Annotated in this window: 2 rRNA genes; both read left to right on the forward strand. The window is 42.6% G+C overall.

Going from position 1 to position 617, the window contains the following annotated elements:
• A 16S ribosomal RNA gene (locus tag DW059_RS15725) occupies nucleotides 1–59 on the forward strand; the annotation flags it as partial.
• 168 nt (nucleotides 60–227) lie between these two features.
• Nucleotides 228–345 (forward strand): 5S ribosomal RNA (gene rrf, locus DW059_RS15730).
• Nucleotides 346–617 lie beyond the last annotated feature (272 nt).

Genomic DNA, 617 nt, shown 5'->3' on the forward strand with positions numbered 1-617 from the left:
CTGGGGTGAAGTCGTAACAAGGTAGCCGTATCGGAAGGTGCGGCTGGATCACCTCCTTTCTAAGGAAATCGAGTAAAGATTATTTCGCTGTTGAGTTATCAAAGATAACAACACAAGAGAGGAAGTTCTCTTCGCTAAGTTCGAACAGCGCTAAAGCTTGTTCTTACTAATCTCAGAGAACAGCTTTCGCACTAAGCTCGAAAGAACCTCGCTAAGTGTTCAATGCTTCTGGTGGCGATGCGCTTAGGGGAAACACCCGTCCACATCCCGAACACGATGGTTAAGACCTAAGCGGCCGATGGTACTACGCTGGAGACGGCATGGGAGAGTAGGTGGCTGCCAGATTAAAAAAAGAAAACAACAGCTATGCTGTTTTCAACATAAAACGGGCATCCGAAGGATGCTAACCTATATCAGCAGGGAAGTGCTGTTAAGATACAGGGTTTTTACCCGTGATTAGAGGATTCAAAGAATTGAGTTTTCTAATGACTGGTAAAACAGTCAGAAAAACGTACCTTGAAAACTTCATACAGAATTGATGATAAGACTATCATTTTAGAAATGATAGACCTAAGATATCAAGACATCCGAGAAACAAACCGATTCAAAAGAATCAA

The sequence above is a fragment of the Roseburia sp. AF42-8 genome (assembly GCF_003435965.1).
GTDB lineage: Bacteria > Bacillota > Clostridia > Lachnospirales > Lachnospiraceae > Roseburia_C > Roseburia_C amylophila.